Genomic DNA, 25,909 nt, shown 5'->3' on the forward strand with positions numbered 1-25,909 from the left:
AGGCGCGTGCGAACTAGCGGTGCCCCCCTCGGCGGTCCGCGAGCCGGTGGACCGCCGCGATCAGCGTGTCCACCTCCCCGTGCGTGTTGTAGAAGGCGAACGACGGCCGGACGGTGGCCTCCAGTCCGTACCGGCGCAGGATCGGCTGGGCGCAGTGGTGGCCCGAACGGACCGCGATGCCTTCCTCGTTGAGCGCGGTGCCGACCTCGGCGGGCTCGTAGCCGTCGAGGACGAACGACACGATGCTCGCCTTGTTCGGGGCGGTGCCGACCAACCGGAGCCCGGGCACACCGCGCAGGCCTTCCGTGGCGTGCTCGACCAGGGTGTGCTCGTAGGCGGCGATGTTCGGCAGGCCGATGCGCTCGACGTAGTCGATGGCCGCGGCCAGGCCCACGGCGTCGGCGATGTTGCCGGTGCCGGCCTCGAAGCGACCCGGCGGCGGCTGGAAGCTGGACTTCTCGAAGGTGACGTCGGTGATCATGTTGCCGCCGCCCTCCCACGGAGGCATGTCCTCAAGGACCTCCCGTTTGCCGTAGAGCACCCCGATCCCGGTCGGCCCGAACAGCTTGTGCCCGGAGAAGACCAGGAAGTCCGCGTCCAGCGCCCTGACGTCGATCGGCAGGTGCGGGACCGACTGCGCGGCATCGACCAGGACGCGTGCCCCGGCGCGGTGTCCGAGCTCGATGATCTGCTCGACCGGTACGACGGTGCCGAGCGCGTTGGACATCTGGGTGACCGCGACCAGCTTGGTCCGCTCCGACAGGAGCGCGGTGTACCGGTCGAGCAGCAACTGGCCGCTGTCGTCGACCGGGATCACCTTGATCACGGCGCCGGTCTGCTCCGCCAGCATCTGCCAGGGCACGATGTTGGCGTGGTGCTCCAGATGGGAGAGCACGATCTCGTCGCCCGCGCGGATGTGCGCGGGACCCCACGCCTTGGCGACCAGGTTGATCGCCTCGGTGGTGCCCCGGACGAACACGATCTCCTCGGCGGAACCGGCCCCGACGAACCGCGCGACGGTCTTCCTGGCGCCCTCGTAGGCGTCCGTCGCCCGGGCGGCCAGCTCGTGCGCCGCCCGGTGGATGTTGGAGTTCTCCCGCGAGTAGAACTCGACCAGCCGGTCGATCACCGCCTGCGGCTTCTGCGTGGTGGCGGCGTTGTCGAGCCAGATCAGCGGACGCCCGTTGACCAGCTCGGACAGGATCGGGAAGTCCCGGCGGACCGCCTGCACGTCGAAGGCCGGGTGCGGGTCGAGCCGCAGATCCGACGGCACGCCGGACGCGTCGGGTTCCTCGACGAAGTAGTACGGCGCGGTCGTCGCGGTCGGTGACATCACCTCGGGAAGCGGCGGCAGCCCGAGGTGCCCGAAACCGGGAAGCTCCGGCGCCTGAGCGGGGTACCCGGGTGCCTCGGTGAGGAAGTAGTACGGCCCGGGGTCCGGGAGTCGGGCCGGTGCGGCCGGCGATGGGGCGGGCGGCGGTCCCGGCGGGACCGGTGACTCCGGAGTGGATCCGGCGGCGCCGGGCGCACCCACGGCATAGGGGCTGGCCATGAACGTGGCCGGGGCGCTGGTCGGTGGCGGCCCGGACGGCGGGCTCATTCCGGCGGTCGGCGCCGGGGGCGGCGGGTCCATGGACGGGAGGCCGGTCGGCACCGGAGGAAGCGGGTCCGCGGTCGGCACGGCGGTGGACACCGCGAGAGCGGATTCGGCAGCAGGCAGGCCGGTGGGCACCGCCTGCGCGAGATCAGCCGTCGGCGCTCCGGCCGGCTGGGCAGGGAACGGGGCCGGGGCCGGCGGACCGGCGGGCACCGAGGGAGCGGACTGCGCAGCCGACGGCCCCGCAGACGCCGTAGGAGCAGAAGCCGTAGGAGAAGAGTCCGCGAGCGGCAGGCCGGTGGGCGTCGGCCATTCCGGCCGGCCGTCGAAGGCCGGGGCCTCCGTGTCCGCCGGTTGCCCGGGGAGTGCTCGGAAGAACTCCCCGGCCATCCGGCTCAGCGTCTCCTCGTCCGGCAGCCACGCGGGGGCGGCTTCGTCACCGGTAGTCGGGGGCGTGGTCATGGCTACCGGTAACTCGGCGCGTAGTCATGGAACTTGTCCACCTCGACGTCGTCCAGCACGGCGAGGGCGTCCTCCGTGAGTACCGCGAGGGAGCAGTACAGGGAGATCAGGTACGAGGCGATGGCGCTGCGGTCGATCTGCATGAAGCGCACCGACAGGCCCATCCCCTGCTCGCCCGAGAGCCCGGGCTGGAACAGTCCCACCACGCCCTGGCGCGACTCGCCGGTGCGCAGCAGGATGAACTTCGTCTTCCCGTTCTCCAGCGGGACCTTGTCCGACGGGATGATCGGCAGTCCGCGCCAGGTCAGGAACTGCGAGCCGAACATGCTCACCGTGGCCGGCGGTACACCGCGCCGGGTGCACTCTCTGCCGAACGCGGCGATCCCCTCGGGGTGGGTGAGGAAGAAGGCCGGCTGCTTCCACACCTTCGTGATGAGGGCGTCCAGGTCGTCCGGCGTCGGCGGCCCGGTCATCGTGGAGATCCGCTGCGTCTCCGCCGCGCTGGCCAGCATCCCGTACTCCGGGCTGTTGATCAGCTCGCCCTCCTGATGCTCCTTCACCGCCTCGATGGTCAGCCGCAGTTGCTGCGCCGTCTGGTTGTGCGGGCTGGAGTACAGGTCGGAGATCCGGGTGTGGAGGTCCAGGACCGTCTGGACGGCCTTGAGCCGGTACTCCCGGGGTTCCCGCGCGTAGTCGACGAAGGTGTCGGGCAGCGGCGCCTCGTCGTAGTTGTCGCATTCGATGCGCACCGACTCGGGATGAACGACCTTGTTCACCCGGTAGATGCCGGCCTCGACCGGAACCCAGGACATCAGATGCACCAGCCAGCGAGGCGTGATGGAGCTCATCTGGGGAACGGTCTTGGTCGCGTTCGCGAGGGTTCGCGCCGCGCTGTCGCTCACCGACATCGATCGCGACGGCGGATTCACAGCCGTGGTCATGCGGCATCTCCTTTCCGCGCCCGGAGGCCGGGCACGCGTGACGGGGTGAGATCACCGGCGGTCACCGACGGGAAGGTGTGCGGCCGCGATCTCTCGCACCCACTATCGATTCACCGTCGCAGTAGGTCCGGTAATGGTCCAATGCGTGTTTTCGAGGCCGTCATCGACGCGGTCTATGATTCACAAATGATCGACTTGAGTCGGTTGCGTGTATTGGTCGCCGTCGCCCGCGAGGGTTCGATCACGGCGGCCGCCGAGGCACTGCACTACGCGCAGCCGTCGGTGAGCCATCAACTGGCCAAGCTCGAAGCCGAGGTCGGCATGCCCCTGTTGCAGCGGATGGGGCGCGGTATCCGGCTCACGGAGGCGGGCCGGCTGCTGGTGGACCGCGCCGAGTCGATCCTCGCGCAGGTCGAGTCGGTGCACGCCGAACTGGACGAGCTGGCCGGACTGCGGACCGGCCGGGTCCGACTGGCCGCCTTTCCCTCGGCGTTGGCCACCTTGGTGCCGCTCGCCGCCGCCCATGTCTTCGACCGGTATCCCGGCATCGAGCTGACCTTGCGGGAGGCCGAACCACCGGACGCGCTCAACGCCCTGCGCAACAACGACGTCGACGTGGCGCTGATCTTCGAGCACGGCGACCCGCCCCAGCGCGACCGCCGTGACACCACGATGACACCGCTCCTCGACGAACCGTTGTACGTGGTCACACCGGCCGACCGCTCCTGGGACGGGGCCGGGACCGACCTGGCCACCTATGCCGACACGCGCTGGATCGCCGGGTGCGAACGCTGCCGCGAGCATCTCGTCGCGGCCTGCGGGCGGGCCGGGTTCAAGCCGATCGTCGAGTTCGAGACCGACGACTACGTCGCCGTACAGGCACTCGTCGCGGCCGGACTCGGCGTGAGCCTGCTGCCCGGACTCACCCTCCTCGCCAACAGGCACCCGGGTGTCCGACTCCACCGCATCGACGGCATGCGCAGACAGGTCGCGGCCGCCGTCTACGGCAAACCGCCCGCGTCCCAGCCCGCTCAGGTGCTCCTCGACGCGCTCGCCGCGACCCTCACCGAACCGGAATGGCCGTCCTGACGACACGCGCGGGTGCGGGACGCGTGCTTCAGCGGTGATCGTCCCTGAAGCCGTGGCGTGCTCAACTACCTTGTCCGGCAGGGCTGTTGGACGAATGTGCGTCAGCGCTGCGGCGGCACCGACGGGCCAGCCGCCGACGGCCCCGCGTCGGGTACGTGGAAACAGGCGCTGACCGACTTGCCGTGGCGGCAGGGATGCGACTCCCAGGTGTCGGCCACCGCGTCCACGAGGAACATGCCGCGTCCGCCGAGCCGATCCGTACTGGCCTCGCGGGGAGTGGGCAGGTCGGCGGACTTGTCGTGCACGGAGACGTGCAGGCAGTGGTCGTCGCACGTCATCACCAACTGGGCGCTGCTGTGGGCGTGCCGGTGCGCGTTGGTCACCAGTTCGGAGACGGTGAGCAGTACGGCGTCCACCGTGTCCGGAGCGGTGGTGGTCCAGTGGAGCCCCTCAAGATGTCTGCGCGCCCAGTCCCGGGCCGATTTCACTTCGCTGTCCAACGGAAGCGTGCGGGCCCAGCCCACTGCCCGGAGCGACGAACCTTCCACAGCGATCATTCCTCCTTGGGTCGCGTGTTCCGCTCAGCGGACAGCGGGCCTCCCCCGGCCGCACGAGCGCGAAGCCGACGTCCTCAACGGCGGCCGCGGAGTTTGCCCAACAGGCGCCGGGCCTGGGCCTGGCGGCGCGGGTCGGCGGCGGCTCGCCGTACCTGTTCCACGGTGCGTCGCCCCTGGGGACTCCTGGCGAACCGCTTGATGCGTTCAACTACGCCCGACATGAAGCTCCTTCTCCTCAAAGCACCGTGCTCCTCGCTGTCTCGACTACCCCCGACCCGTCGACTCAGCCCTGTCACCTGGTACTTGCGGAGTGCCGAGGTGCGTCAGGAGATGACCCGAAGGCGCCCGTGGGAGCCGTGGCGGAGGTGGTCGAGGGCCTGCGCCGTGCTGTCGTCCGCGGGGAGGAGGACGATCAACTGCTGGGCGTCCGAGGGGAGTTCGAGCGTCTCGCGGAGCAGTCGGAGGTCGTACCCGGACGGGTGGCTGAGGCGGAGCGCCCCGCGTCGGGGGACCACGTGCCGGTTCAGGCGGCGGGTGAAGTCGGGGCCGGCGACGCGTGCGAGTTCCGTAGTGAACCACTCGGAGTTCTCCACGGACGGTCCGAGCCAGAGGTCGAAGGCCTGCTCGTCCGCGATGTCGTCCCAGTCCGTGAAGAACGTCCGTGCGCGGGGGTCCGTGAAGACGTAGCGCGTGAGGTTCGGGGTGTCCGCGTCGAGCAGTCCGGTTCCGCGCGTCACCGCCTCGTAGCCGCTGGTGTGGGCGAGGACGTCGCCCAGCCGGTTGGTGACCGTCGCGATGCCCGGTTCCAGCAGGCGGAGCGTCTCCAGGACCGACGGGCGGACCTCTCGGCGCGGGGGCGCGGGTCGCGTGTGGGCGGAGCATTCGCCGCCGGTGATCTTCGTGAGGTAGCGCAGGTGGTCGCGCTCCGACGGGTTGAGGCCGAGCGCGTCGGCGAGCGCGTTGACCACCGCCACCGAGGGATTGCGGTCGCGGCCCTGCTCGATACGGGTCAGGTACTCGACGCTGATGCCGGCCAGCGCGGCGAGATCCGAGCGCCGTAGCCCCGGTGACCGGCGGCGGCCGTGATCGGGCAGTCCCAGCGACTGCGGCTGGATGCTGTCTCGCGTGGTCCGGATGAAATCCCCCAACGGCGAACCCATGGCGTGAGTTTACGGCGCCGCCCGCCGGCCGCGGGGTGCTCAGCGTGGCCCTGTGAGGGCCAGCCTGGGCACGGCCTGGCTGCTGGTCCCGTGCGGTCCGATCGTGGTGGGCATGGAGAACAGACCTCAGCTGGTGATCATCGTCGGAAGCACGCGTGAAGGACGGTTCGGCCCGGTGGTGGCCTCGTGGGTCGAGGAACAGGTCGGCCCGCACGGTGTCTTCGAGGTGGAGGTCGTCGATCTGGCCGCCGTCGACGTCCCGTTGGCGCTGCCCGCGGCCTCGCCGAAGCACGCAGGTGACGACTACCCTCGCCCGGCCGGGATGACGGCACTGACCTCGGCGCTGACGCGCGCCGACGCCTTCATGGTGGTCACGCCGGAGTACAACCACAGCTATCCCGCGTCGTTGAAGGCGGCCATCGACTGGCACTTCACCCAGTGGGCGGCCAAGCCCGTCGCCTTCGTCAGCTACGGCGGTGCCGCGGGCGGCCGACACGCGGTGCTGCACCTGGAGAACGTACTGACCGAACTCCACGCGGTGACGATCCGCGACGGCCTCTCCTTCCCGAACTGCTTCACGGCGTGGGAGGACGGTCGTCCGCTCGATCCCCAGGCCCCTGTGTACGCCAAGACCGTGCTCGACCAGCTGGCCTGGTGGGCGGTGGCACTCCGGTCGGCGCGGGAGGCCGTTCCCTACCCGGGGTGAGCGGCCGGTTCGCTCGGCTTCGCCGCGGCGGCCAGGCCGGGTTGGAGGCGGCGGGCCGCGTTGAGGTGGTCGGCGGTCCAGATGATGCGGACGGCTGTCGCCGTGGCGTGTCCGTCGTCGCCGCGCAGGTCCCGGCGGAGGGAGTGGACCAGCCGTGCCTCCTCGTCGGGGTCGCGTGCGAGCGGCGCGGGCACGGCGGTGTGCCGGCCGAGGCCGACGGCCAGTTCGCGGTACCAGTCGGCCAGCCGGCCGACGGTGTCGAGCAGGGTGAGCCGGGCCTCGGAACGGTCGGGTTCCATCGGTTCCTCACCGCCGTTGCGCTGCCACAGTTCCAGTACCGCGTCCGAGGCGAGACGCAGTCCTACGATCCCGGTGACCAGGGTGGTCATGTCGGACAGCCGTACCGGCTTGGCGCCGCGTTCGGCGAGGTAGCTGCGGAAGGCGTCGTCGAGCCTGCGGGCCGCGGCGGCCGCCTGCCGGCCCGCCTCCACCGGGGCATCGGTCGGGATGCAGCCGATGCTGCAACGGCTGGCCGCGTACTCCACGGCGTCGGCCAGATAGCGGGCGCTCTCGGTGTACGCCGCCGACAGCGCCTGCTCCACGGCGGCCGCCGCGCCGCGCGGCCAGAAGAACAGGCCCACCAGGACGCTCACCCCGCAGCCGAGGGCGATGTCCTCGATCCGCAGCAGCACGATGTGCCAGTCCGGGTCCTGGCCGATGTTGAACAGGATGACGAGGGTGACGGTAAAGGCCGCCTGGCCCGCCGCGAACGAGATGGCGGCGGGCGCGATGCCGGCGACGAGCACGGCGACGGGGAGCAGGAACCAGAGCACGGTGCTGTGCTGCCCGATGAGCTGGAGCAGTCCGGTCCCGATGAGCGAACCGACGAGCGTGCCGCCCAGGGCCCGGAGCGCGTTCTGCCCGGTGTTGAGCGCGTTGGAACGCAGCACCGACAGGGTTCCCAGCAGGATCCAGAACGAGTGCTGGACACTGGTCACGTTCGCCAGGGCCACCGCGATGCCGAGGCCGAGCGCACCCCGGAGACTGTTGTGCAGCCACACCGAGCGCGGCTCCAGGTGTGCGGCGGCGCGCTCTACGGCGGAGGCCAGCGGCTGGGTCAGCGCGCCGGGTTCCGTGCCCAGCAGGCGCTCGGGCCAGCTGCGGCGCTCGGCGGCCGCGGCCAGGTCCACGTTGCCGGCGATCTGGAGGGTGGCGTACCCCAACTCCTGGGCGCGGAAGGAGAGGTCGAGGGTTTCGATGAAGGCGCGGACCTCCGACTCCGTGCCGGGCTTCGGCCGGTGCACGGGGAGTCGGTGGGTGGCGCGGAGTTCCATGCCGTCCATGGCCGTACGCAGGTTCGCGAGGGCGGCGCGGAGGGCGTCGGGCGCGGTGCGCGGGGCGTCGAGGATGTCGGCCGCCTCGTCCAGGGCCGCGGCCGCCGCGCGCCGTACGGCGTGTGCGTCCGCGTCGCAGGCCCCTCGGTTCTCCAGTGGCGGCCCGCTGTCGGCGACGATGGCGCTCAGCCAGGTCAGCTCGTCGACCAGCCGGACCAGAGCGCGGGAACCGGCGGACAGGCCTGTGGGCCGGTAGAGCGTGGCGTCGAAGGCGGTACGCAGGTCCGCCGCCGCGGCGGCGGCCCGACCGGCGGTGACCTCGCACTGCCGGTCGGTGGCCGCGTCCGGCCCGCCGTCCAGCCACGAGGCATCGGTCCGCAGTTGCTCCGCCGCCGCGCGGCAGACCCGGGCGGCGGGTGCGCTGAGCGGGTCCGCGGCGGGCCGGGGCCACAGCAGCGAGATCGCGAGCATGGCGGCAGCCGCCGCGAGGCCCGCGCCGGCGAGCCGTTCGGGCAGCTGGGACAGCGGGGCGGGCGAGGTCACCGGGAGGATGAAGGCCAGCAGCAGCGCGGTCGTCGCGCCCGCGAGAACGGAGCTGACCACACCCGAGAAGAGCACCAGGAAGCCGACCACGACCATGACGGCGACCGCGAGCCAGGTCGTCCGGGCCACCAGCGTGCCGAGACAGATGAGGACCACCCAGGCCACGGCCAGACCCACGTGCGCCCGCAGCCGCTGCACCATGGGTCCGGTGAACTCCACCAGCAGAAGCATCGAGAACGACCCGAACGCCGCGTAGGTCGCCATCGTCGAGGAATGCAGCACCTGACTGCACAGGGCGAACAGCGCGGGCATCACCAGCGCGGTGCGCGCGGCCCGGCGGGTCGCCACGAGTCCCGGATCATGGTCGCGCAACCAGGCGGGGATCCGCCCGGGCAGGTCGCGCCAAGGTACGTCCATACGCTCGCGCACCTCCTGTCGGCACAGCACCCACATGCCCCGCCGTTCACGAGTATCCGGCATACAGGGTGCGCCGTGCTGTGCCGGGTGCGCGTCGACCAACGCCCTGCGCAACCGGTGAGCACCGTGCGTGGCCGGCTCGCCCGGGCCCGCGCGAGCCTGGCCCGCCCCGCATCCCCGGCCAAGACCATGCCCACCGGATCCTTCGAGGCCACGGTCACGATCCCGACCGGCAACTCACCCAGTACGTCTAGCTCGTCATCCGGAGTCCGCACTGGCGCCCGCTGCCGTGAGGAGGGCGGCTGTCTCGGGATGGGGACCGTTGTTCGCCCAGTCCAGCGGCGACCAGCCTTCGCCGTGATCTTCCCGTACGTTCGGATCGGCGCCCTGGGCCAGCAGTTCGCGAACCGTCTCGACGTGCCCCCAACACGCGGCCGCGCACAACGGCGTGCCCTCCGCGCCGATTCCGTCGCTCTCGGTGTCGGGGGAGGCACCGGCCGCCAGGAGCAGCCCCGCGATCACGGCCTCTCCGTTCACCGCGGCCGCGTAGAGAGGTGTGGTGCCCTCGCTGTCGGCTCGGTCCGGGTCGACTCCGGCTCGCAGTATCGCGGTCACAGCAGCGGTGTCACCTGCCTGTATCGCTCCGAAGAGACGTCTGGAGAGCTTCTTCTGCTGCCGCTGGTTCATGGGCCGAGATTAGGGTTGGGCTGCGAGGCGGAGCCACTCATATCCGCCGCACTTCCAACTCGTACGCCGACGAGGGGATGATGACGGCTATGGCCCTGTCGACGGCGTTCACGAAGCTGTTCGGTGTACAACACCCCATCGCGCTGGCCCCGATGGGCGGATCGGCCGGCGGTGCGCTGACCGCGGCCGTCTCCCGGGGTGGTGGGCTGGGGCTGCTGGGCAGTGGGAACGGTGAACGGGACTGGCTGGCCCGTGAGTTGGCCCTCGTCGCCCAACAGACCACGAACCCCTGGGGAATCGGCTTCCTCACCTGGCAGATCGACATAGACGCGGTCGAACACGCCCTGGAGTACAACCCCGTTGCCGTGATGCTGTCCTTCGGGGATCCGAGCCCGTTCGCCGAACGAATTCGCCGGGCAGGTGCGGCGCTGATCATTCAGGTGACCGATCTGGAGGAAGCCAGGCGTGCGGTGGACCTGGGCGCCGATGTCATCGTGGCGCAGGGATCCGAGAGCGGCGGGCACGGTGCCCGGCACGGCCGTTCCACCCTGCCGTTCGTGCCGGTCGTCGTGGATCTCGCGGCCCCCGTACCCGTACTGGCCGCAGGCGGCATCGCCGACGGCCGTGGCCTGGCCGCCGCGCTCGCCCTGGGAGCCGCCGGAGCGCTCGTCGGCACCCGCTTCCAGGCCACGACCGAAGCCCTGGTCAGCCCGTCGGTCAGCACCGCCATCATTCAGGCGCGGGGCGAGGACACCGAGCGCAACAGCATCCTCGACATCGCCCGAAACTCCCCTTGGCCAAGGAAATACACCGCCCGCACCCTCGGCCACCCCTTCCTCGACGAATGGCGCGGCCGGGAGACCGAACTCACCACCGACCCCCACGCCCGACACTCCTACCAAGTCGCCCTGTCCCAGGGCGACATACCCCCGCTCCCCGTGTGGGCCGGCGAAGCCGTCGACCTCATCGACGACCTGCCGTCCGCAGCCGATCTCGTCAACTCCCTTGCCACACAGGCGGAGGACGCACTCGCCCGCGCCGGAAAGGGGTGAGGGAGCCCCCAAGGGAACCCCCACCGGATCAGCCGGGGCGGGAAGCCGTCCTTCCCGGATTCCGCGCATAGCGATCCCGCTGTGCGCGATGTGTCCGGTACGGCGGGCGCCGGGCACAGTGGGCCCATGACAGTGGGATTCAGTGGCGAGGTGGCCGAGTACTACGCGAAGTTCCGACGCGGGTACCCTCCCCAGGTCTTCGACGCCCTGCACGAGACCTTCGGACTCTCGCGGGCCGATGCCGTGCTCGACATGGGGTGCGGCACCGGGCAGTTGACTCTTCCCTTCGCGTCTCGGGTACGTGCGGTGGTGGGGGTGGATCCGGAGCCGGACATGTTGCGGCTGGCCCGGCACACGGCGGAGGCCCAGGGGGTTCACAACGCGATCTGGATGCTGGGCGCCGATACCGAACTCCCTGCGTTGGGCGGCCTGTTGGGAGAACGATCCTTGGCCCTGATGGTCGTCGGGCAGGCGCTCCACTGGATGCGGCACGAAGAGCTCTTCCGCGCCGTGGCACCGCACCTGCGGACGGGCGGAGGCATCGCGGTGATCTCCAACGGAACGCCGTTGTGGTTGCAGGACAGTTCATGGTCCCGGGCTCTGCGCGGTTGCCTCGAAGACTGGATCGGCGCCCCGCTCACAGCGACCTGCGGCACCAGCAGCCGTGACCGGCTGAGGTACGCGGAGGCACTTCGCGCGGCGGGCTTCGACGGTGTGCGGGAAATGGCCGTCGAGTACCGCGACGAGCTCAGTTTCGACCAGCTGTTCGGCGGGGTCTGCTCCGCGATTCCCGCCGATCGGTTGCCCGGGCCGGAGGAGCGCGACGCCCTTGCCGAACGTATCCGGCAGGCACTCCCCGCAGGCGAACCGTTCACCGAGGAAGTGCGGGTGACCATGCTCGTGGGACACGTCCGGGCCGGGGACGGCGTCGTCTCGTGAGCCGGTCTCCCGTTCACGCGAGGGGGACGCACATCCCGTCCTCCGTCCACAGTGGTCGTTCGGTGAGCAACTCGCCCAGATCGTCCCGTACTTCCAGGGCCGCTTCCTCAGGAACTCAGGAAGCCGTGAGGAGCCCTAGGGGGCCTCAAGGAGGAATTGGATCCCCGATGACTCATGGCCGTTCATCGTGGACACCGTGATGGTTCGGGTGCTGACGGTTTCGAAGCCGGCCAGCAGGGTGGTGAACCATTCCCTGGAGTGGTGGCGGCAGACCGCGCCGTCGTCGGTCTCGAAGACGCCGTAACTGTCGTAGAGGGTGGCGTAGTTGTCGTAGCGGTTCCGGTTGCGTTCGTCGTCCTGTAGGAGAAAGTCGCTGATGTAGAGGAGTCCGCCGGGCTTGAGGATGCGGTGCAGTTCGGCGATCAGGCGGCGTTGGGACTCGTCGCCGGGGATGCAGGTCAGCACGGCGAAGAGGACTATCGCGTCGAATTCGGTGTGCGGGGTGGGCCAGGTCGGCGGTGTGCCCAGAGTGGTGAACTGCTTTGCGGGGTGCAGGTGTTGGGCCCGTTTGATCATTTCCGGTGAGGTGTCGGCGCCCGCCAGGTTGGTGAAACCGTGCCGCTCCAGTTCCGCCATGGTGCGCCCGTAGCCGCATCCGTAGTCGAGGATCGCCGCGTGCCTGCTGATCCCGTGCAGCCAGGGCAGGTGGAGTGGGTGGGTGAACGTCTTTGTCGCCGCGGCGGCGTTCCAGTAGGGGATCTGGCTGTTCGGGTCGGGCGGATACCCATGTGACCGTGGCCGCACGACCACTCCCTTCAATCGCCCTGAGGATCGGACTGGTTGGGAATGTTCCCCAGGGCCGTCGTGTCGTACCCCCACCGCGTCACACATCGCCCTCGCTCAGAATTCCGTACATCCGCGTGCGCCGCAGTACGGGGTTCGCGGCGGCCTCGTCGGCGACGTCAGGGGTCGGGTCGGAGAGGAGTTGGTTCAGCAGGGCGTCTGTCGCCCTGGGGTGGCGGGCGACGCCGCGGCGGAGGGACGGCTCCGGCGCGGCGGCGAGCTGGTGGAGGGCGGTCACGGGTAGTTCGGGGTCCTGTAGGGCGACGTAGCGGACTCGAGGGTCCGGCTCGTCCACGAACGTACGGAGTGTGTGGCGTGGGAAGTTGGGGTGTTCGACGAGCGGTGGCCGGATGTGGAATTCGTCGCCGTGGGCACGGACGAGACGTTCCAGGACTTCCGGTGGTGTGTCCGGGCGGCGTGCCGCGGTGCGGCGCACTTTGATGTCCGGGTCGTTGTCCAGCCGGCGCCATGCCTCATCCGGCAGGTCTCGGCAGGTCGCCAGTACGCGTCGGAACACCGGCTGGCGGCAGTCCAGATAGGTCAGCCGCTCGTCGAGGGGCTCTTCGCGCAGCCAACTCGGCTCGGTGAAGCTCCAGTTCAGGGCGACGCAGGCCTTCGCACTTCCAGCCTCGCGCTCAGCTTCCACGAGTGCGTACAGCCGGTTTCGGGTGTCGGCGTCCACGTGACGGCTCTGCGCGATCGCCACACGCACGTTCGGGTCGTCGACGTCCAGGAGTTGGGCGACCATGTCTGCGGACAAGTGCGGGTTTCCGGCCACGAGCTCCCGGATCTCCTCGTCCTCGGTCCGCATCAGCTCCGCGAACTGGTCCTGCGTCAGCGGGACATAGTGCACCACGTTGGCTCGCACGGCCGGGTCGGCGATGCATCGGTCCGTCCACTCCGGTGGGACGCCCGGTTGCGGTCGCACGGTGGCGGACGCTCGGACCTGGGGATCCGGGTCGGCGAGCAGTGCGGCCTGAACCGTCATCGGGCGGTCGTGCCAGGATCGCGCGACCGCGGCACGGAGCCTCGGATCCGGTGCGCCGGCAAGCGCCGTGCGGGGCCGGTCGTAGGCCTCCTCCAGGTCGGCGATGCCGATCCCCACCTCGCGGTCCGCCATGTGATGAACGAAGTCCGCGTGCGCGTCCCGGATCGCGGGATCCGGATGCTCGGCGATGCTGCGGCGCATCTCGGGAGAGATCCGGTCTCGTCGAAGCCCCGCCGCGGTTCCGCTGCCGTCGTGCGACAACAGGGCCTCGACCACGGCGTCCGCCAACTGCCCGGCGCGCAGCGACAGTCCGTGCCGACCGGCCGGGTGTGCGGCCAGGCGGACCAGGACGTCCTGGGGAGATGCCGGGTTGCGCGCGAGCCCGGAGAGGCGCGGATGGCCGAGGGATGTCATGCCGTCAACCTAGTTGACCCCTCGTCGGCCTTGTGCGCGAGCCCTTTCGTGGGGGTCGAAGCGCCCAACTGAACGAAGGTGGAGGCGAGTTGGAGGACCGTAGACCTCAACTCCACGCAACCGTCGCCCCCTCAGGCATCCCCCGCGCCCAGCACATACAGACCCGGAAGGTTCACCACGATCGCCTCCTGCGTACTGCGCGCGATCACCACCACCGCCTCTTCCGCCGGGTCCGGGTTCTCCTCGCGGTGCGGCACGAACGGCGGGACGAAGATGTAGTCGCCCGGGGACGTGCGCAGGCGGATCTCCTCCGGCTGCGGGCCCGTGTCGTCGAGGAAGACGAACTCGGGGTGCCCGCTCACCACGTAGATGGCGGTCTCGGATTCGCCGTGGTGGTGGTCGGAGGACGAGGTCGAGGGGGCCACGTGGGTCTGGCCCATCCACAGTTTCTCCGAGCCGACCGTCTTCCCGCTCACCGCGGCGAACCTGCGCATGCCGCCGCTCTGCGCCGTGTCGCCGTCGAGGGCGTCGGCGCGGACGTGGTGCAGACGGGTGCGCAGGGGCGCTGCCGACTGCCCTGCGGCATCGTGGAGATGGGGGTGGAAACCTTCGCCGGGGGTTGTCAACGGCTCGCTCATGGTTGGCGACGCTAGAACCGCCCCGGAAAGGATGTCAAGAGGTGTCCATTGTCCTTCACCTGCGGCAATGTTCCCGCAATGTACGAGGGGACGGATGCGTGGAACGCGTGAGGGGAACCCGTGGAAGCCCTCGTGACCCGGCCCGCGTCGGGCATCATGTGCGCATGCATATCTCCGCGAAGGCGGACTACGCCACGCGGGCCCTGTTGGAGCTCGCCTGCGAACCTGCCCGTCCGCTCACGTGCGAGGCGATCGCCTCCTCGCAGCAGATCCCGTTCCGGTTCCTGAAGTCCGTCGTGGGCGAGTTGCGCAGAGCCGGTCTGGTGCGCAGCCAGCGCGGCTGCGAGGGCGGGTACTGGCTCGGCCGGCCCGCCGACGAGATCACGCTCCTGGACGTAGCCCGCGCGGTGGACGGTGAGTTGATCACCCTCCGCAGCGAACCCCTGGCCGCACTCGACTACCCGGGCCCCGCCTCCGGTCTGCCCGGGGTGTGGCGCCGGATCGAGGCCGAGGCCGCCGCCGTCCTGGGCGGCACGACCCTGGCCACCCTGCTGCCCGCCGCGACGAGCGAACACACCTCGGCCGAACACACCTCGGACGAGCACTCCCCCGGCGAACACACCTCGGGCGAGCACCTCACCCGCCAGGGAGCCGCATGACCGTCGACACCGGAGCGGCCCAACCAGCCCTGGAAATCGTCGAGTTCACCGACCCCTTGTGTCCCTGGGCCTGGGGATCCGAACCCGTGTTCCGCCGCCTCCGCGCGACCCTGGCCGGCCACAGCCAGGTCCGCTGGCGCCGCGTCTACTGCATCCTCTTCGACCACGACGACGACCCCGCACCCGACCCCGCCGCGGAAACCGCCTGGTACGCCCGCTACGTCGAGGACATCAGCGCCCACACCCACGCACCCCGAGCGCTACGGCTGAGCCGCGTCGCCGCGAGTTCCTGGCCGGCCTCGCTGGTCGCCAAGGCCGGCGAAGCGCAGGGTGCGCAGGTCGCCGATCGGGTGCTACGGCGGCTGCGGGAGAGCGTGTTCGTGCTCGGCGAACCCGCGGACACCCCCGAGTCGGCGCTGGCCGCCGTGTCGGGCGTACCCGGTCTCGATGTCGACCGGCTCGCGACCGACGCGGCGTCGCCCGAAGTGCTGGCGCAGGTACGCGCCGACCATGCCGAGGCGCGCCGCCCCGTCGACGAGGTGCTGTCGGTGCGGGGTTGCGATTCGCCCCATCCGGGCACCGCCAAGGAGACCCCGGACGGCCAACACCGGTACGCCCTGCCGACGTTGCTCGTGCGCACCGCCGCCGGAGAACACCGCGCCGTGCCCGGTTGGCGACCGTACGAGGAGTACGTCTCGGCCCTCAACGAGCTGAGCCCCGGGCTCCTGCCCATGCCTACGACGCCGAACTCCGGGCCGCGCCCCATGCCCGCGACGCCCAACTCCGGACTGCCGCCAACGCCCACAACGGTGAACCCCGGGCAACCGCCCGCGCCCCCGCCGCCCCACCCGGCGAAGGCCCCCGCGCCCACAACTCCGGCCCCGGGACCGCTAGTCACGGCGACGACACCGGCACCGCAGCCGCTGCCCGCACCCGCCCCCCTGGACCCCACGGCGGCCCTCGCCCACTACCGCACCCTCACCGACCCAGAGCGCACCCTGCTGACCACCGGCAGCCCCTGGCCCCCACCCGCCGCCGTCCGCCTCGACACCGCCAACGGCCCCCTCTGGCTGCACCCGGACGAAGCCGCGGTACACCCCGCCACCACCGCCTCACCTCCCTGCTCCGCTCCCTCCACCACACCCCCCGTCCCCCACTAGCCCTCTGATCTGCACTCAGCGATCGTCCCGCCGAATGAGACACCAATTGGTGTCCATTGACAGCCGCCGACAGCTGCCCCCAGGATGTGCAGCATGCTCACGACGCACCCCGGTGTGGTGTGCCGCTACGTGGACCTGCGGCGCACCTGCAGCGCTCTCTGTCGCTGACCCGCCGACTCCGGCCCACAGGCGCCTGACCCCGCTCCCGTAGGCACCGGCACTCCGCCGGTTCGCCGCCCAGCGCCGTCTCCTCGCGCGCCCTTCGCGTTTCGTCGCCTCCTCTGCCTCCCTCCGTGTCCCGGGCCCTCCCCCGCGATCCGCCGACGCCTCCTGCCCTGGGCGCGGCATGCCTCCGTGCGTATCGAAGCCGCACCGGCATGTCCGTCGTCCCGGTCTCCGTGGTGTCCGGCCCCCGGGTGTGCCGCCCTCGCTTCCTTTCCGCTGCCCCGGCGCGGCCGGGAGCCCTCGAAGAAAGAAACGAAGATGTCCGGACGACTCACGCCCCGCACCGGCCGGGCGGCCTTCCGCCCCGGCAGACTGCGCGCCGCCGCCCTGGGTACCGCCCTCGCCACCGTGCTCGTCCCCGCCCTCAGCGCCTGCGGCGGCGACGCCTCGACGGCCGGCGGCGGCGCAACGCTGAAGTGGGCCTCCTCCTACTTCCCCGCCCACTGGGACCCGGTCGTCAGCGGCAGCGGCGCCCAGTTCCGTGAACTCGCCCTGGTCTACTCCTCGTTGACCCGTACGGACGCGACCGGCAAGGCCGTGCCCGATCTGGCCAAGAGCTGGGAGTACAACGCCAAGGGCGATCAGATCACGTTCCATCTGCGCTCGGGCCTCAAGTTCAGCGACGGTACGCCGGTCGACGCGTCCGCCGTGAAGGCCGCCATCGTGCGCGCCCAGAAGCAGAAGAACTCGGCGCTCTTCGGCGACCTCACCTCCATCAAGTCGGTGGACGCCGACGGGCTGGACGCGGTGCTCCATCTCAGCCAGGTCGACTACCAGATCCCTCAGCTCCTCGGCGAGCGCGTCCTCCAGATCGCCAGCCCGAAGGCGGCCGCGTCGCCCACCAAACTGGACCAGAACCCGGTCGGCGCGGGCCCGTTCACGGTCACGCAACTCGTCCCGGGCACCAAGGTGCTGCTGAAGAAGAACCCCGACTACTGGGACGCCAAGGACATCCACATCGACAACGTCGAACTGACCTCGGCACCCGACGCCGCGACGGTTGTGTCCGGACTCCAGACCGGCGTCTACAACTTCGCCGACATCGCGCCCAGTCAGGCCGAGGCCGCCAAGAAGGCCGGACTCGACGTCTTCGTACAGCCCGGCTTCAACGCCTCCAACATCAGCCTCAACGTCAACAAGGCGCCGTTCGACAACGCCAAGGTCGTCGACGCGGTCCGCTACGCGATCAACCGCCAGGAGTTCGTGGACAAGCTGACCTTCGGCTACGGCTCGGTCACCAACCAGCCGTTCCCCAAGGGCTATGTGGCCTACGACCCGCAGTCCGCAAACGACTACGCCTACGACCCGGCCAAGTCGAAGCAGCTGCTCTCCGAGGCCGGTTACAAGGCGGGCCAGATCAAGCTCAGCCTGGTCATCCCGGCGGAGGACCCCTCGGCGGAGATCGTCCAGGCGCAGTTGGCGAAGGTCGGCATCACCGTCGACATCAAGGTGGACAAGAACTGGGCCACCCCGTTCTTCGCGAAGAACCTGACGCTCTCCATCTACGGGACGACGGGTCGTGACTCCGCCGCGCAGACCCTCACCGCGCACTTCGGTCCGAACGGCCCGCTCAACCTCAGCTCGCCGTACGAGCCTTCGGGCTTCGAGGCGGCCATCGCCAAGGTGCGCCAGACCCCGCTGGACTCGCCCGACTACGCGAAGGTCCTCCAGGCGGCGACCCGGGCCGGACTGCAGAGCAAGGCGCTGGTCTTCACGTACTCCTCGCCCAACCTCATCGCGAAGAGCAAGTCCATCTCCGCCCTGCCCAAGAACCCGGCCCACATCGACTGGACCGGCGTGACCATCGGCTCCAACTGACGTTCCGTCACTTCCCTTGCAGGCACTACCCGTACAGCCACTACAGAGAGGGGGCAAGCCATGACGACGACGGAGGCACCGGCCACACCACCCGACGTCCGTCACCGGATCGCCACGACCGGGACGCGGCACACCGTGGGCCGCGTCCTGGTCACCCTCGCCCGGTCGATCGCGATCTTCGTGCCCGTGTTCCTGGTCGCGACGTTCGTGACGTTCGCGCTGCGGTCACTGAGCGGGCTCAGCCCGGCGCGGATCCAGCTGGGCGAGGAAGCAACTCCCGAGGCCGTAGCCAGAGTTGAGGCGCACTGGGGTCTCAACCGGCCCTTCCTGGTCCAGTACGTGGACTGGCTGGGCGGCGTCCTGCACGGGCAACTCGGCACCAGCTGGACCAACGGCGCCGACATCTCCACCCTCATCGGCCTCGGCCTGGGTGTGAGCCTGTCGGTGGCGATCTTCGCGCTGATCATCGGCGTGGTCGCGGGCTTCGCCCTCGGCACGGTCGCCGCGCTGCGCCGTACGACCTGGATCGACCGCGCGATCACCGGCTTCGTCACGGTCATCTCGGTGATGCCGGCCTTCGTCGTCGGCATCGTGCTGGTCGCGGTGTTCGCCGTCGGACTGCATGTGTTCCCGTCCGCCGGATACGTCCCGGCGGCGCAGGGGGTCGGGCCCTGGCTCGCCCATATCACCCTGCCCGCCGTCGCGTTGAGCTTCGACGTCATCGCCGACGTCGCCCGCCCACTGCGTACGAGTCTCATCGCGGCCTATCGCGAGAACTACGTGACGGGCGCGGTCGTACGAGGACTCGGTCCGCGCCGGATCTTCTTCGGGCATGTGCTGCGCAACGGCCTCGGCCCGGCGCTCGCCACGCTCGGGCTGAAGTTCCCCACCCTCGTCGGCGCCTCCGTCGTCACCGAGTGGATCTTCGGGCTCCAGGGGTTCGGCCGGTTCGCCAACGACTCCGCCCAGGCCGGTGACGTACCGGCCGTCCAAGGGGTCCTCGTGGTGTCGATCGTCCTGGTCGTCGTCTTCAACCTGATCGTCAACCTGGTGCTGGCGCGTGTGACGCCGGCGTCCCAGCGGGGGGTGTGACCATGGTGCGCCGCGTGCTCTCCCTGACGTCCGGCCGGATCGCCCTGGTGATCCTGACCCTGATCGCCCTGCTCGCCGTCCTCGGGCCGTTCATCGCGCCCCACGATCCGCTGGCCACCAGCTCCGACACCCTCGCCGAGGCGTCCGGCGCGCACTGGCTCGGCACCGACTACCTAGGCCGCGACGTCCTGAGCCGGTTGCTCGACGGCTCCCGGGTCAGTGTGCTCGGCTCGCTCGAAGTCGCCCTCACGGCACTGGGAGTCGGAGCGATCCCGGGCATCCTGTCGGTCTACTTCGGCCGGGTCTTCGAGTGGGTCACCCTCAGGCTGACCGACACGCTGGTCGCCCTGCCCTTCCTGCTGTTCGCCGTCGCCGTGGTCGCGCTGCTCGGCAACGGCATCACCCAAGCCATGCTGGTCACGGGGGTGTTGGTGTCCCCGTTGTTCTACCGGGTGGCCCGCGCCGCGACGCTGGCGGTGGCCCGATCGCCGTACGTGGAGGCCGCGTTGATCTCCGGGGCGTCGATCGGGTGGGTCGTCCGCCGGCACGTGTGGGTCAAGGTGCTGCCGCCGATCGCGGTCGCGCTCGCCCAGACCATCGGCGTCGGATTCGTCATCGTCTCGACGCTGACCTTCCTGGGCATCGGCGTCCAGCCGCCCGCGCCCACCTGGGGCGGGCTGCTCGCCTCGGACCTCGGCTATCTCACCCAGAAGCCGTGGGCTCCGCTGGTCCCGGCTCTCCTGATCATGGTGACCGTCTGGGCCTGCAACCTGCTGGCCGACGCGATCCGCGACGTCTCCGGCGAGGCGGGCCGCGCCCTGGTCAACAACCGCAAGGCGCGCGCCAATCGGCTCGCTGGGACCGACTCCGACTCCGATGCCGACCTCGCTCACGTGCACGCCGGAGGTGCGTGATGGCCAGTCTCTCCACGAAGGTCCTGACCCAACCCGCTGCCTCGGCCGCGCCGGAACCCGTTCGCCCGGCGGCGGTGCCGTCGACGCCCGTCCTGTCCGTACGCGACGTCCGCATCAGCGACCGGGCCGCCGGCCAGGAGATCGTCCACGGCGTCACCTTCACGCTCACCCCCGGCAAGGCGGTCGGCATCGTCGGCGAGTCCGGCAGCGGCAAGACCCTGACCTGCCGGGCCACGCTGGGCATCCTGCCCGCCCACTTCGAGGTCACCGGCGGCTCGATCGAGATCGACGGCCAGGACATCTCCGGGCTCTCCTCGGCCCAGTGGACGGCACTGCGCGGCGCCACGATCAGCGCCGTCTTCCAGGACCCGGCGTCGTATCTCAACCCCTCGATCCGCGTGGGCGCCCAGATCGCCGAGGTCCTCAAGGTCAAGAAGGGACTCAAGCGACGCGAGGCGCGCCGGCAGGCGACCGAGCTGCTCCACGCGGTGCATCTGCGCGACCCGGAACTGGTCTACGGCCAGTACACCTACGAGCTCTCCGGCGGCATGCTCCAACGCGTCCTCATCGCCGCCGCGATCGCCGCCGACCCGCGCATCCTCATCGCCGACGAGGCCACGACCGCGCTCGACGTCACCGTCCAGGCCGAGATCCTCGACCTGCTGGCCGACCTGCGCGAGCGAACCGGCCTGGCGCTCGTCCTGGTCTCCCACGACCTGGCCGTCGTCGCCCAGCTCTGCGACGAGGTCCTCGTCATGCGGCAGGGCGAAGTGGTCGAACAGGGCCCGACACACGAGGTGTTGCACCACCCGCAGCACGAGTACACCCGGCTGCTGATCGCCGAGCACGAGCAGTACGGCCTGGACAAGTTCCTCGGCGCGGACGCCGTGGAGCCCGAGCACACCGAGGCCCTGGACGCCGCAGACGCCATAGACGCCATAGAGGAGGACGCGTGAGCACCGACCGCCCGGCGTCGCAGCCCGCCGAATCCACCCAACCCGTCCTGGACGTAACCGACTTGGAGGTGCACTACGGCCTCCGCCGGCGCCGCCGCCAGGCCCTGAACCAGGTCTCCCTGAGCATCGCCCCCGGTGAGACCGTCGGCATCATCGGCGAGACCGGGTCCGGCAAGTCGACGCTCGCACGGGCCGTGCTCGGACTGGTGCGCGCCTCGGCCGGGTCGATCGTGATCGACGGGGAGGAGGTGAGCGCGTACGGCCATCGCCAGTGGCGTGCGCTGCGCCGGCGCGGTGTCATCCAGTACGTCTTCCAGGACCCGCTGCGCAGTCTCGACCCGGACGTGACGGTCGAGGCGTCCCTGGCCGAACCCCTGCTCATCCAGGGCGTGTCACGGCAGGAGGCGGCGACCCGGGTGCGCGCGTTCCTCGACCGGGTACGACTCTCCCCCGAGCTGCTCGACCGGCTGCCCGGCGAATTGTCCGGCGGTCAGCGTCAACGGGTCGCGGTGGCGCGGGCGTTGGTGACCGAACCGCGCCTTGTGATTCTCGACGAGCCGGTCAGCGCGCTCGACTCCGCCAACCGCGTACAGATCCTCCAGATCCTCAAGGAACTCCGCGCCGACGGAGTGGCCCTCGTCTTCATCTCCCACGACCTCGGGTCCGTCGCCGGGATCGCCGACCGCATCGCCGTGCTGTACCAGGGCGAGTTGGTCGAGGTCGGCGCCACCGCCGACGTCATCAACCAGCCCCGGCACCCCTACACGCGCCTGCTCGTCCGGTCCGCGCCCACCCTGCACAGCGCGGCGGCGGACCGGGCCGAACGCGAAGCGTTGCGCGCCCTCCTCCACGCCTGACACACCCTCAACTCTCCCTGCCTGAAACTCGCCTGACAGAAAAGGAACAGCCATGTCCCGCACGCTCCACCTCGCCCTGCACCCCTACGGCGTGGGCGGTCCCGGCCAGCACGGGCTGTGGAAGGACCCGCGCGTCGCGAAGAACGCCAGCATCGACATCAACTACTACATCCGGCTGGCGCAGGCGGCCGAACACGCCCTGTTCGACGCCCTGTTCATCGTCGACAGCCAGTTCATCAACTCCACCTACCCGGCGCACTACCTCAACCGCCTCGAACCGCTGACCCTGTTGTCGGCGGTCGCCACCCACACCAAGCACCTCGGCCTGGTGGGCACGGCGAGTTCGACGTACAACTCGCCCTTCAACCTCGCCCGCCGCTTCGCCTCGCTGGACCACATCAGCGGCGGGCGGGCCGGCTGGAACGTGGTGACCAGCTTCGACACCGGCACCGCGCGGAACTTCGGGCTCGACGAGCACCTCGACTACGCCACCCGCTACGGGCGTGCCCTGGAGTTCGTGCAGGTCGCCCGGGGGCTGTGGGACTCGTACGAGGACGACGCGTTCCCGGCGGACGTCGATCGGGGCGTGTTCCTCGACCCCACCAAGCTGCACGAACTCGACCACGCGGGCGAGCACTTCAAGATCGCGGGCCCGCTGAACCTCTCCCGCTCCCCGCAGGGCCAGCCGGTGATCTTCCAGGCCGGCGTGTCCGAGGAGGGCCGTGACCTCGCCGCGCAGGTCGCCGAGGGCATCTTCGCGCCCGGGGGCACCCTGGAGTCGGCTCGGGACTACTACGCCGACGTCAAGAAGCGCGCGGCGGCCTACGGACGCGACCCCGAGCACGTCAAGATCCTCATCCACGGCGGCCCGGTCGTCGCCGCCACCGACGAGGCGGCCCGCCGTCGCGAGCGGGAGATCTTCGAGGAGGACGACGACTTCACCCGCAACCTGGCGCTGCTCGGCCGTTCCTTCGGGGCGTACGACTTCAGCGTGCACGACCTCGACGCACCCTTCCCGGATGTCGCCCACCTCGCCGAGAAGGGCGGGCGCACGGGTGCCACGCAGCTCATCGCACGGGCCAAGGCCGAGAACCTGACCCTGCGTCAAGTGGCCGAGTCCATCAACCAGTTCCGCCAGTCACCGTTCGTCGGAGACCCGCGGACCGTGGCCGACACCATCCAGCAGTGGTTCGACGCCCGCGCCTTCGACGGCTTCAACCTCGCCTTCCGCACCGAGGAGGAGCTGAACTACTTCGTCGACAGTGTCGTCCCGATCCTCCAGAAGCGCGGCCTGTTCCGCACCGAGTACACGTCCGACACCCTGCGCGGCAACCTCGGCCTGCCGATCCCGGCCAACCGCCACTCCCGCGAGCGCCAGCTCGTGAACGACTGAGAGGACGGTCACTCCATGACGACCGAGAGACCACGCTTCCGGCTCGGTTTCCTCACCCACGTCCAGGGCCGCGACGACGACATCGCCCGCACCTACCGCAACGCGCAGGAACTCTTCGTCGTGGCCGACGAGTTGGGCTTCGACGTCGGCTGGGTGGCCCAGCACCACGTCCCTCTCGGAGGTGGTGGGCTGTCGTCGCCGTGGACGTTCCTGGCCCACGCGGCGGCGCGCACGACCCGCATCCGGCTCGGCACCGCCATCACCGTCCTCCCCCTGGAGGACCCGGTACGGCTCGCCGAGGACATCGCCACCGTCGACACGCTCAGCGGGGGCCGTGTGGAGCTCGGCGTGGGCAGCGGGTCGAGCGAGGTGGAGTACGCGGCGTTCGGCAAGGACGTGGCCCGTAAGCGCGAACTCACCAGCGAGAACCTCGACATCGTGCGCCGGGCCCTCGACCGGCGCGAGGTGGGCACACCCGGCTTCCGCATCCAGCCCCGGCCCGGCGACTTCAACGACCGTGTCTGGCAGGGGGTGTTCAGCGAACGGGGAGCCGAGTACGCGGCACGGGGCGGTGCGAATCTGCTGCTCAACCGTGCGGCCTACGGCTTCGACGCCCCCACCGACGAGGTCCAACGCCCTTGGGCCGATGCCTACTTGGCAGCCTGGGACCAGCCGCGGCGCCCGCGCATCGGCCTCTCCCGGTTCGTGTTCCCGGCCAAGGACCGGCGTACGGCACTCGCGGCGATCGGCGACGACGTCCACCGGGCGGCGCTGCGTATGGCGGAGCACGGCGCGTTCCCCAAGGGCCTCGACCGGGACGAGGCGTTGCGCCGCTTCCACTCCTTCTACGGCCATCCCGACGAGATCGTCGCCGCGCTCCAGCAAGAGCAGGTGCTGCCTGTCGCGACGGACCTGATCACCCAGTTCAACCCGGCCATCCCCGACCACGACGCCGCCGTCCGCGCCCTCGAACTCATCGCGACCGAGGTGGCACCCGCGCTGGGCTGGAAGCCCGCGCAGACGGCCGTGCCCGTATCCGCAGGAGTGTGAAATGACCCAGTACAGCGACTACTTCGGCCCCGAGGGCCTGCGCGTCCGGGGCACGGTCCTGATCGTCCCGGGCCGCGGCGAGACCCGGTCGACCTACGCCCGCTTCGGCAAACGGCTCGCCGCCGACGCCTACCGGGTCCGCGTGATCGACGCCCCCGACCTCGGCGCCGAGGACCTGACCGGCCTCGCCGCCCGGCTGGCCGACGCCGCCGAGGGCACGGCCGTGGACGACGGTGTCGTACGACCGCTGGTCCTCGTCGGCGCCGACTCGGGCGCCGCCGCGATCGCCGCGCTGCTCGGGCAGGCGGCCGGCGGTGAGCCCGACGCCGTGGTCCTGGCGGGCCTGCCCGGTCTGGCCCCCGGTACCACTCCGCCCGCCGGCACCTGGGACGAGGAACTCGACGTCCGCACCTCCTGCCCCGCCCACCGGGGTGCCCTCACCCAGGACCCCGAGGTGCGACGCGGTTCGCTCGACGAGGCGATCCCGGAGGCCGTGCTCACCGCCGCCTACGACAGCGAGACCGCCGTACCGACCCTGCTTCTCGTCGGTGACGCCGATCCCCTCGCCGATCACGAGGCGCTCGCGCGTACGGCCACGTCCCTTGCCGGCGCCCGTTTTTCGGTTGTGCACGGGGCTCACCACGATGTCCTCAACGACCTCCAGCACCGGTCGGTGGCCGCCGAGGTCGTCACCTTCCTGGAGAACCTGCGCAACGAGCTGCGGCCGCTGATCACGGTGCGGTCGAGCGCCTGGTGAGCGTCCGCCCGCCCGCTCGGTACGTCGTCTGAACCCCGATCCCGGAAGGTCCCGTCATGGCCTCGATCCTGTCCGTCTCCGGCAGCCCCTCCCCCACCTCCCGCACCACCCGGCTCCTGCGTCACCTGGACGACCGGCTCCGCCTCCAGGGCCATGACGTGACCCCGCTGGAGGTGCGCACCCTGCCCGCGCAGGCGTTGCTGGGCGCCGACTTCGGGCATCCGGCGATCGTGGCCGCCACGGCGCTGTTCGAGCAGGCGGACGGGGTGGTGATCGGTACGCCGGTCTACAAGGCCGCGTACTCGGGCCTGTTGAAGTCGCTCCTCGACCTGCTCCCGCAGTACGCGCTGACCGGCAAGACGGTGCTGCCGCTGGCCACGGGCGGCAGTACGGCCCATGTTCTGGCGATCGACTACGCGTTGCGGCCGGTGCTGAGTTCCATGGGGCCCTCGCACATCGTGCCGGGCTGGTTCACGCTCGACAGGGACATCACGGTCGGCGAGGACGGCACGCTGACCGTCGCGTCCGCCGCGGCCGCGGCGCTGGAGCAGGTCACCGATCACTTCTCCACCGCGTTGGGTGGTCGTACGGCGCTGCTGGCGTCCGCGGGGTGAACGGCGCCGGGGGCCGGCGTGGTTGTGGCAGTCGTGTTTCAACTCCC

At 70.5% G+C, this 25,909-nt stretch carries 25 protein-coding genes; 15 read left to right on the top strand and 10 right to left on the bottom strand.

The features are described from left to right. Window positions 1-13: 13 nt before the first annotated feature. Both OG194_RS00590 and OG194_RS00595 read right to left on the bottom strand, forming a co-directional pair. Window positions 14-2,059, bottom strand: coding sequence for a family 2A encapsulin nanocompartment cargo protein cysteine desulfurase (locus OG194_RS00590; protein WP_327398780.1), 2,046 nt, complete (start codon window positions 2,057-2,059; stop codon window positions 14-16). Window positions 2,060-2,061: 2 nt separating this feature from the next. Then, window positions 2,062-3,000, bottom strand: coding sequence for a family 2A encapsulin nanocompartment shell protein (locus OG194_RS00595; protein WP_327398781.1), 939 nt, complete (start codon window positions 2,998-3,000; stop codon window positions 2,062-2,064). Window positions 3,001-3,186: 186 nt separating this feature from the next. Between OG194_RS00595 and OG194_RS00600 the strand changes: the two genes are divergently transcribed. Continuing rightward, on the top strand, window positions 3,187-4,089 hold the full coding sequence (locus OG194_RS00600; RefSeq protein ID WP_327398782.1) for a LysR family transcriptional regulator: 903 nt from the start codon (window positions 3,187-3,189) through the stop codon (window positions 4,087-4,089). Between the two features lie 101 nt (window positions 4,090-4,190). Here OG194_RS00600 and OG194_RS00605 read toward each other — a convergent pair whose 3' ends face one another. The 3 genes from OG194_RS00605 to OG194_RS00615 all read right to left on the bottom strand — a co-directional run bounded on the left by OG194_RS00605 (window position 4,191) and on the right by OG194_RS00615 (window position 5,806). Next, window positions 4,191-4,646: an ATP-binding protein gene (locus OG194_RS00605; protein WP_327398783.1), complete on the bottom strand. Its 456-nt coding sequence runs from the start codon at window positions 4,644-4,646 to the stop codon at window positions 4,191-4,193. A gap of 74 nt (window positions 4,647-4,720) precedes the next feature. Next, window positions 4,721-4,867, bottom strand: coding sequence for a hypothetical protein (locus tag OG194_RS00610; RefSeq protein ID WP_327398784.1), 147 nt, complete (start codon window positions 4,865-4,867; stop codon window positions 4,721-4,723). A 102-nt stretch (window positions 4,868-4,969) separates the two neighbouring features. Beyond that, entirely contained in the window at window positions 4,970-5,806 is an 837-nt protein-coding gene (locus OG194_RS00615) for a helix-turn-helix domain-containing protein (protein ID WP_327398785.1), read from the bottom strand. 112 nt (window positions 5,807-5,918) lie between these two features. Between OG194_RS00615 and OG194_RS00620 the strand changes: the two genes are divergently transcribed. After that, window positions 5,919-6,512, top strand: a complete 594-nt coding sequence (locus tag OG194_RS00620; RefSeq protein WP_327406948.1) for an NADPH-dependent FMN reductase — start codon at window positions 5,919-5,921, stop codon at window positions 6,510-6,512. Here the strand turns inward: OG194_RS00620 and OG194_RS00625 are convergent. Both OG194_RS00625 and OG194_RS00630 read right to left on the bottom strand, forming a co-directional pair. Continuing rightward, complete coding sequence (locus OG194_RS00625; protein WP_327398786.1) at window positions 6,500-8,806, bottom strand: FUSC family protein; 2,307 nt, start codon at window positions 8,804-8,806, stop codon at window positions 6,500-6,502. The genes OG194_RS00620 and OG194_RS00625 overlap by 13 nt on opposite strands. 258 nt (window positions 8,807-9,064) lie before the next feature. Then, window positions 9,065-9,493, bottom strand: coding sequence for an ankyrin repeat domain-containing protein (locus tag OG194_RS00630; RefSeq protein ID WP_327398787.1), 429 nt, complete (start codon window positions 9,491-9,493; stop codon window positions 9,065-9,067). 89 nt (window positions 9,494-9,582) lie between these two features. On the opposite strand from OG194_RS00630, the gene OG194_RS00635 reads away from it, so the two are divergent. Both OG194_RS00635 and OG194_RS00640 read left to right on the top strand, forming a co-directional pair. Next, window positions 9,583-10,545, top strand: a complete 963-nt coding sequence (locus tag OG194_RS00635; RefSeq protein ID WP_327398788.1) for an NAD(P)H-dependent flavin oxidoreductase — start codon at window positions 9,583-9,585, stop codon at window positions 10,543-10,545. Between the two features lie 126 nt (window positions 10,546-10,671). Continuing rightward, window positions 10,672-11,484 (top strand): class I SAM-dependent methyltransferase, encoded by an 813-nt coding sequence (locus OG194_RS00640; protein WP_327398789.1) that lies wholly within the window; start codon window positions 10,672-10,674, stop codon window positions 11,482-11,484. 135 nt (window positions 11,485-11,619) lie between these two features. On the opposite strand, the gene OG194_RS00645 is transcribed toward OG194_RS00640, so the two are convergent. The 3 genes from OG194_RS00645 to OG194_RS00655 all read right to left on the bottom strand — a co-directional run bounded on the left by OG194_RS00645 (window position 11,620) and on the right by OG194_RS00655 (window position 14,367). Beyond that, entirely contained in the window at window positions 11,620-12,288 is a 669-nt protein-coding gene (locus OG194_RS00645; protein ID WP_327398790.1) for a class I SAM-dependent methyltransferase, read from the bottom strand. A gap of 79 nt (window positions 12,289-12,367) precedes the next feature. Then, window positions 12,368-13,729 carry a hypothetical protein gene (locus OG194_RS00650; protein ID WP_327398791.1) on the bottom strand — a complete coding sequence of 454 codons (1,362 nt, stop codon included), beginning with the start codon at window positions 13,727-13,729 and terminating at the stop codon, window positions 12,368-12,370. Window positions 13,730-13,860: 131 nt separating this feature from the next. Further along, the gene (locus OG194_RS00655; RefSeq protein ID WP_327398792.1) at window positions 13,861-14,367 is read right to left on the bottom strand and encodes a cupin domain-containing protein; all 507 of its coding nucleotides are present in this window, start codon (window positions 14,365-14,367) and stop codon (window positions 13,861-13,863) included. A 164-nt stretch (window positions 14,368-14,531) separates the two neighbouring features. Here OG194_RS00655 and OG194_RS00660 point away from each other — a divergent pair, with 164 nt between their 5' ends. From OG194_RS00660 to ssuE, 11 genes are all read left to right on the top strand, one after another. Then, window positions 14,532-15,026 carry an RrF2 family transcriptional regulator gene (locus tag OG194_RS00660; protein ID WP_327398793.1) on the top strand — a complete coding sequence of 165 codons (495 nt, stop codon included), beginning with the start codon at window positions 14,532-14,534 and terminating at the stop codon, window positions 15,024-15,026. Continuing rightward, window positions 15,023-16,186 carry a DsbA family oxidoreductase gene (locus OG194_RS00665; RefSeq protein ID WP_327398794.1) on the top strand — a complete coding sequence of 388 codons (1,164 nt, stop codon included), beginning with the start codon at window positions 15,023-15,025 and terminating at the stop codon, window positions 16,184-16,186. The genes OG194_RS00660 and OG194_RS00665 overlap by 4 nt, the downstream gene beginning before the upstream one ends. 483 nt (window positions 16,187-16,669) lie before the next feature. Next, window positions 16,670-18,229 (top strand): ABC transporter substrate-binding protein, encoded by a 1,560-nt coding sequence (locus OG194_RS00670; RefSeq protein WP_327398796.1) that lies wholly within the window; start codon window positions 16,670-16,672, stop codon window positions 18,227-18,229. A 60-nt stretch (window positions 18,230-18,289) separates the two neighbouring features. After that, window positions 18,290-19,321, top strand: a complete 1,032-nt coding sequence (locus OG194_RS00675) for an ABC transporter permease (RefSeq protein ID WP_327398797.1) — start codon at window positions 18,290-18,292, stop codon at window positions 19,319-19,321. Window positions 19,322-19,323: 2 nt separating this feature from the next. Further along, window positions 19,324-20,235, top strand: a complete 912-nt coding sequence (locus OG194_RS00680) for an ABC transporter permease (protein WP_327398798.1) — start codon at window positions 19,324-19,326, stop codon at window positions 20,233-20,235. Then, a complete protein-coding gene (locus tag OG194_RS00685; protein WP_327398799.1) occupies window positions 20,235-21,191 on the top strand; it encodes an ABC transporter ATP-binding protein in 957 nt (318 codons plus the stop codon). The genes OG194_RS00680 and OG194_RS00685 overlap by 1 nt, the downstream gene beginning before the upstream one ends. After that, the gene (locus tag OG194_RS00690; RefSeq protein WP_327398800.1) at window positions 21,188-22,048 is read left to right on the top strand and encodes an ABC transporter ATP-binding protein; all 861 of its coding nucleotides are present in this window, start codon (window positions 21,188-21,190) and stop codon (window positions 22,046-22,048) included. The genes OG194_RS00685 and OG194_RS00690 overlap by 4 nt, the downstream gene beginning before the upstream one ends. A gap of 52 nt (window positions 22,049-22,100) precedes the next feature. Next, complete coding sequence (locus tag OG194_RS00695) at window positions 22,101-23,441, top strand: LLM class flavin-dependent oxidoreductase (protein ID WP_327398801.1); 1,341 nt, start codon at window positions 22,101-22,103, stop codon at window positions 23,439-23,441. A 15-nt stretch (window positions 23,442-23,456) separates the two neighbouring features. Further along, entirely contained in the window at window positions 23,457-24,491 is a 1,035-nt protein-coding gene (locus tag OG194_RS00700) for an LLM class flavin-dependent oxidoreductase (protein ID WP_327398802.1), read from the top strand. Window position 24,492: 1 nt separating this feature from the next. After that, entirely contained in the window at window positions 24,493-25,248 is a 756-nt protein-coding gene (locus tag OG194_RS00705; RefSeq protein ID WP_327398803.1) for an alpha/beta hydrolase, read from the top strand. Between the two features lie 56 nt (window positions 25,249-25,304). After that, window positions 25,305-25,862 (top strand): NADPH-dependent FMN reductase, encoded by a 558-nt coding sequence (gene ssuE, locus OG194_RS00710; protein ID WP_327398804.1) that lies wholly within the window; start codon window positions 25,305-25,307, stop codon window positions 25,860-25,862. Window positions 25,863-25,909 lie beyond the last annotated feature (47 nt).

Source organism: Streptomyces sp. NBC_01288 (assembly GCF_035982055.1).
GTDB lineage: Bacteria > Actinomycetota > Actinomycetes > Streptomycetales > Streptomycetaceae > Streptomyces.